The 6000-nt window shown below is 32.3% G+C and carries 5 protein-coding genes; 2 read left to right on the top strand and 3 right to left on the bottom strand.

Annotated elements, in window-relative coordinates:
* Positions 1-328: 328 nt before the first annotated feature.
* Positions 329-2122: a hypothetical protein gene (locus tag AVL50_RS32550; protein ID WP_062622266.1), complete on the bottom strand. Its 1794-nt coding sequence runs from the start codon at positions 2120-2122 to the stop codon at positions 329-331.
* On the bottom strand, positions 2122-3585 hold the full coding sequence (gene sbcB / locus AVL50_RS32545) for an exodeoxyribonuclease I (protein ID WP_062622265.1): 1464 nt from the start codon (positions 3583-3585) through the stop codon (positions 2122-2124). The genes AVL50_RS32550 and sbcB overlap by 1 nt, the downstream gene beginning before the upstream one ends.
* A gap of 185 nt (positions 3586-3770) precedes the next feature.
* Here sbcB and AVL50_RS32540 point away from each other — a divergent pair, with 185 nt between their 5' ends.
* Complete coding sequence (locus AVL50_RS32540) at positions 3771-4205, top strand: hypothetical protein (RefSeq protein ID WP_044209801.1); 435 nt, start codon at positions 3771-3773, stop codon at positions 4203-4205.
* 243 nt (positions 4206-4448) lie between these two features.
* Here the strand turns inward: AVL50_RS32540 and AVL50_RS33775 are convergent, their stop codons facing one another.
* Complete coding sequence (locus AVL50_RS33775; protein WP_256366148.1) at positions 4449-4580, bottom strand: hypothetical protein; 132 nt, start codon at positions 4578-4580, stop codon at positions 4449-4451.
* A gap of 657 nt (positions 4581-5237) precedes the next feature.
* Between AVL50_RS33775 and AVL50_RS32535 the strand changes: the two genes are divergently transcribed.
* Entirely contained in the window at positions 5238-5837 is a 600-nt protein-coding gene (locus tag AVL50_RS32535) for a GNAT family N-acetyltransferase (protein ID WP_062622263.1), read from the top strand.
* The last annotated feature ends 163 nt before the right edge of the window (positions 5838-6000 follow it).

Genomic DNA, 6000 nt, shown 5'->3' with positions numbered 1-6000 from the left:
TAGAAACTTAATTTGCATTGCTGATTTTCAACTGAATCAAATACCTTTTCATTATATCAATCACCCTGAATCGGGTTATCACATAGGATAACCCCTACGTGTTTTTTTCAGTACCTTCCTTCTGAAGACGGATGCAAAGGTAAGGCGAAGATTTAGATTTCCAAACTTTAGGTGAAAGTAATTTCTAAATGCACGTTAAGTTCATAGATTCTTCATTTTTATTCTTCATTAAATACCTAATCATCAAAGAGATACACAAAAAACACTTTATGAATCTTTTTTCAAGAAAACATAAAGTGCTTTTAAAGAACTACCAAATGGGTGTTCACTATTCGTTTTTATCTAATTCCTTTTTCAAAAAGGTTAGGCCTTCTTTAAAGGACACATCTTCTAAAGAGGACTCTTTCATAAGGTCTTCCATTTCTTGATACAATTCTTTTTTATGCTTTAATGCCACCTCTTTTTTATAGTCAGCATATTTAGATTTTACGAGACTAATAATTCTTGGAGATAGAATACCTAAAACAATAAGTATAATTAATACAATCCCTAAGACAATTTCCATTAGGTAATCCTTTAGAATTTCTGTCCAAGGCTGTTGAATTAATTCAATACTTGTAGTCGTGTTTGTTCCATATATATTTAATGAAAGGGTATCTACCTTGGTCTTATGAAAATTAATAGAATCATAAGGTGTCAAATAAATAGATACATACCCTTTCTGCCAAGGACGAACTCTTGGTGTACCATAATACATTTGTATGCCTTTTGGAACTTGAAGCTCATTAATAAAGGTTTTGGGTGAAGGATATACTGCATTTTTTCCTGTATTCAAAAACGGAACCTTTATCTCGAAGGTATCTTTGTGTGATGTAAACTGTAATTTCTCTGGTATATTATTCTGAACTTCCTTCATCAACTTTTCAAATGGCTTGTATTCAAATTTATGTGATGTGGAAGAAGAGTCCTCTTTTACTGTTACGGTGATCTCTCCTTTTAGATCTTTAGACAAATCATATGATTTTACCAAAGTCAATGGAATTTGTATGGCATCCGCAGATCGAGGTTGTATGTTTTTTGCATTCCACTGATACTTTAAACTTGGTGGTAATTGAATATCAATCAAAGAATCTATAGTGAATAAAGTATCATAATCACTATCATTATAAAAGGAGGCATTCAACCAAATTGTGTCTAATGGTGAATATAATTTTTCTTTAGCAAATGTAATATTATCTGAAAGTACTGCTGTAGTATCTTTCCAGAAGATCTCTCCTCTAATTTTAGATACTCTACTTGTGATAAAAATGTGTTGCTCAACATAATTATTTTTTAGAATCAGTTCTCCATATTTATCACCCAATATAGTGGCAATAGGAAAAAATGAAAGTACAAGGCTATCTGAAGAAGGAACGAATGTTTGTTTTACGTTTTCCTTTATAGTATCTCCTTCAATCATGAAAATAAAAGCGTCATGATCTCCAGAATACTGTACTTCTAGAGGTAATTCGCCTAAAGTTGTAAAACTAAAATCAGTAAATCCTGTTGAATCTGCTTCGACAAGTCCCAAATTCAAGTTCACATCTTCCCTATCACTTAATACAGCATTCTTTGTTTTTGACTTTAATGCCACTCGATAAAGTTGCTTATCTATTCTAAAAGCAAGGAAAGCTTTATGTTGCCCCTTTTCTAAATTCTTTGCTCTTATTTTGACTTTCAAGTCTTTTAATGGCCTTTTTATAAACTTAGTTTCATGAAACTTTTGCCAAACATTTTGTACTGTATCTATATCTATAGAGAAAAAATCCGTATTGCCTACATAAAATACCTCCACCTCAGCATCAGAAAACCCACCAGTACAGAATAAGTTCACTTCTTTTGATTTTCCATCAATAACTCCAAAATCAACCATTAATGCATCAGTAATCAAGCTATTGGATTTGGATACTTTTGATTCTTTAAAAATAACTTGCTTCCATCTTGTATTTTTATTCCCATTAGGAAGAACTTTTGTTGTTATTTTTTCTGATGGTTTAGGCTTCTCAAATTTAAAAACTTGAGCATTTACGTTTTCTAGTGAAAAAAGGAAAACTAAAATGAGACTGAGGTAAAAATATTTCATTATTTGCTTATTTCTTTTTCTAATAGTTCAGCGTATTTCAAAAGTGAAGTTAAAATGCCTTTATCTCTATTACTTTCGGAAGCATTGAGCATGTCTGATACTTTCTCAACATATTCTGACATTGGCGTTCCTCCTCCAAAACCGTCGATCACTTTTGCTCTACAGTAAGATTTAAAAACCTTCAGTTCATCTGCTTCCAAAGCATCGTAAAAATTACGACCTTTGTATCTGAAAAGTAATTCTTTCAAGCGATCGTCCCTGAATGGAAAATATTCCAAGGAAAGATTTCTTGGATCTGTTTTTCCCATTGATGTAATTCGATCGCCCAGCCTCTTATCATCCCCACCGATAAAACCTTCATAAAGTTGCCCATCAACATCCTCATTTGTTGGATAAGGTGTGTTGTAAACCTCATTGATTTTTTTGATAAACGAAGAATCCTCCTGTATTATTTTTTCTAACTCTTGCTGATGCTTTTTGATTTTTTCCAAATCAATTCCTAAAGATTGAGCTCTTTGTGGATTTAACGTTTTTGGCGTCACAAACATGGAAGATTTATTGATAACTACCTGTCTTAATCCAGGTCTGTTTATTACTTTTTCATCTCCGTTGGACTTTTCATACAGCTTGTCTCGAATTTCATCAGCAGACAGTTCTTTCAGTACTAATGGTGAAGTAGATACATCTACACCGTTGTACGCGTTATTATTTTTTAAATCCTTTGATAAAGGCACAAAAAAAGATAAATGTCCATTGACTAGAGGAACGAAAGGCGTGATGTAAAGAATTGGAGAAATAGTATCTATACTCTCCTCAACCATTTTTTGAGTCACTTTTTTATCTCTTAAGCCAAAGGCATATTTAAATAGTTTGGGATTTACTTTCTCTACCAATTTAGCCATATGTATAGTAGCCCACACATCTGCCAAAGCATCGTGTGCGTTTTCATGTTCTATACCGTTTACTTTAGATAAATTTTCAAGTTTTAGGTTGATGGAACCGTCCTCATTTTTAGGCCATTGAATTCCTTCAGGACGCAATGCATATGTCATCCTTATAATATCCAATAAATCCAATCTTGAATTCTGATCCGCCCACTCGTGTGAGTAAGGGTCAATGAAGTTTTTATAAAACCCGAAACGAGAAAACTCATCATCAAAACGAACGTTATTGTAACCAATATGACAAGTTCCCTTTAATCCCAACTCATTTTTGATTCTTGCCATGAATTCATATTCACTGACACCTTGAGCTTCAGCAATTTGAGGTGTAATACCTGTCACTAAACATGCTTCAGGGTCAGGCAAAAAATCTTTTGAAGGTTTGCAGTATAAAACAATTGGGTCCCCTATTGGGTTAAAAGATAAATCAGTTCTAATTCCAGCAAATTGAGCGATTTTGTCTTTTTTGGGATCTTTACCAAAAGTCTCATAATCATAAAAGAAAAATGAAGTTGTATTCATAAAAATTACCGTTCGATTATTGTGTGTTACGAAGCTATAAAAAGTATAGAATTATTGAAATAATTTAAGGTGAAGATATGAATATTAAACTTTTTTTTATGTATTCACAGAATTTTTTGCTGAATAGTTGGAATTGCAAAAAGAAATTATCTATTTGTATATAACGTAATACGAATATATCTCATATGGCAAAGTACATTTACTACAAAAAACCTTTTGAAGAAGTCGATAAACAGGCCAAAGAGTCTAATAAATCTATGAAAGAGTTTATGAAAGACGTGCCTGCCAGTGAAACAAAAAGCTTTGAAACTAGGAAGGCTTTCTTCCAAAGTTTCACATCAAAAAGAAAAGCTTCATGGAAAGGCTCTGAGGAAGGTTCAATGATTTACGTGGACGGGGTTAAACCTTATGCATTATCAACAAGAGATTTTCTTGAAGAATATCGCATTGCTATCCAACATCGTGGGAGAAAGCCTCGAAAAACGGGAGGTTCTAACAAGATTGTTACTTTCAGAATGTCAGAAGATGAATACGCTGCACTGGAAGAACAAGCAAAGAAAAAAAGCATGAAAGTGTCGGATTATATCCGAAATTTAATTGAATCTGATTTGATTCAATAGTCGCTTTTACAAAGACACCTAGGGAAATCTTGTTTTCGCATTAAGAAAGACTGTTTTTTTTGGAAAGCAGTCTTTTTTTTATGAAAAAAGACTGAAATTTAATTCCAGCCTTTGTGCTTTCTAGTTAAAAAAATAAGTATCAAAAACAGCTAAAAAAATCATATTACCCCTTTTATGTAATACCCTTAACAATTAAGTTTCTTTAGAGTATGTTTGAAACATCTCTTATATATTCATCTTCAATTACTCTAATAGGTTCTGCTTTTCCTTCTTTTGTCTTCTCAAAACCCATAGTGCACCGATTGTCATTACTAATGTTTTTATTGCTTCCCCTCCTACCGTAGAGACTGTATACAGATCCAATAGGTCCTCCATTTTTTTCAAATTTAGTGATTAATAATATCCTTTATATGAGATAATATCAATTGTAAGAAAATGTCACTCTTTTAAATTACAAATCATTATATATAAGCATATTACCACTGAAATGAAATAATGTAATAACAACTATGAAGAGATTTTAGTCATCGTTATACTGCTATTAATTTCGTATATTGATAGTATAATAACCTATCAACACCCTGAACTTTTAAAGTTCAAAATTTCTAAAATTAGGAATTCAAAATTTGAAACTTCTAATCCAATATTAGAGCATTTTTGAAACAATTTTTTCTCTTAGTTAGAGAAATATTCCAAACATGCTAATATCAATAAATAACACACAACCATGATTGCTAAAGTAAAATACACCGTATCGAAAAACGAAGGAATACTCTCCGTAATTTGCAGACCAACTGACACTGTGAAAACGATTTTAAAAAAAGCCAAAACAATGCTTGTCAGATCTGGGCATATTGCCTCTAGTATTCAACAATTGAGTTTTTTAGGTAAAGCTTAATTATAAACACTATGCAAACGAGAAAATTAGGCGGATTCACCATTAAATCATATCTATAACCACCAACCTTCGCTAAATTTTCTCGTTTTTATTCCATCATTTACTTAATTTTCACTTTGAACCAAACGATATAGATGATGGACTTCAAATGGCTAAATGAAACTACTCTTCAAGGAAATACAGTAACACTTATACCTCTTAGTAGTACGCATCAAGATGAATTAATTGAAGCCGCTAAAGACGGTAATTTATGGGGATTATGGTACACCAGTGTTCCTTCTGAAAGTGATATAGAAGATTATATTTCAACAGCATTCCAACAATTTAATAATGACACAAGCCTTCCTTTTGCTGTTTTTCACAATGAAACTCAAAAAGTGATTGGTTCCACACGCTTTCTTAATGCCAATTCAAAGGTAAAAAGAGTAGAAATTGGTTACACATGGTACGCAAAATCTTTTCAGAGAACCGCCGTTAATACGGAATGTAAATATTTACTGCTTCAGTACGCTTTTGAAATCTTAGGTTGTGTTGCTGTGGAGTTTAGAACTCATTTCCATAATCAGAAATCTAGAAGAGCCATTGCCAATTTAGGAGCAAAACAAGATGGTATTCTTAGAAATCATACGATTGATAAAACGGGCAACCTACGTGATACCGTTGTTTTCTCGATTTTGAATACAGAATGGAATGTTGTCAAAACATCTTTAATGTATAAATTGAATAGTCTGTAACCTAAACTGCAGACCACTAATAATTATTGTTGTAAAAAATTTTCAAAATTCTTTTCCATTCTTCTTTTTAACTGGGCTTGTAGTTTACTTATCTTTTGAGTCTAAGTTGAAAATGAGGCTTATTATTGGGCGGAAATCCTTATATTTGGCGATGTTTTTTATG

It is taken from the genome of Flammeovirga sp. SJP92, from assembly GCF_001583495.1.
In the GTDB taxonomy this organism is placed as follows: Bacteria; Bacteroidota; Bacteroidia; order Cytophagales; family Flammeovirgaceae; genus Flammeovirga.
This window is presented reverse-complemented; position numbering and strand designations above follow the sequence as displayed.

What these genes read in the sequence shown, in the direction of transcription:
- AVL50_RS32550 (WP_062622266.1), bottom strand. Translation starts at nt 2,122, where the DNA reads ATGAAATATTTTTACCTCAGTCTCATTTTAGTTTTCCTTTTTTCACTA.
- sbcB (WP_062622265.1), bottom strand. Translation starts at nt 3,585, where the DNA reads ATGAATACAACTTCATTTTTCTTTTATGATTATGAGACTTTTGGTAAA.
- AVL50_RS32540 (WP_044209801.1), top strand. Translation starts at nt 3,771, where the DNA reads ATGGCAAAGTACATTTACTACAAAAAACCTTTTGAAGAAGTCGATAAA.
- AVL50_RS33775 (WP_256366148.1), bottom strand. Translation starts at nt 4,580, where the DNA reads ATGGAGGACCTATTGGATCTGTATACAGTCTCTACGGTAGGAGGGGAA.
- AVL50_RS32535 (WP_062622263.1), top strand. Translation starts at nt 5,238, where the DNA reads ATGATGGACTTCAAATGGCTAAATGAAACTACTCTTCAAGGAAATACA.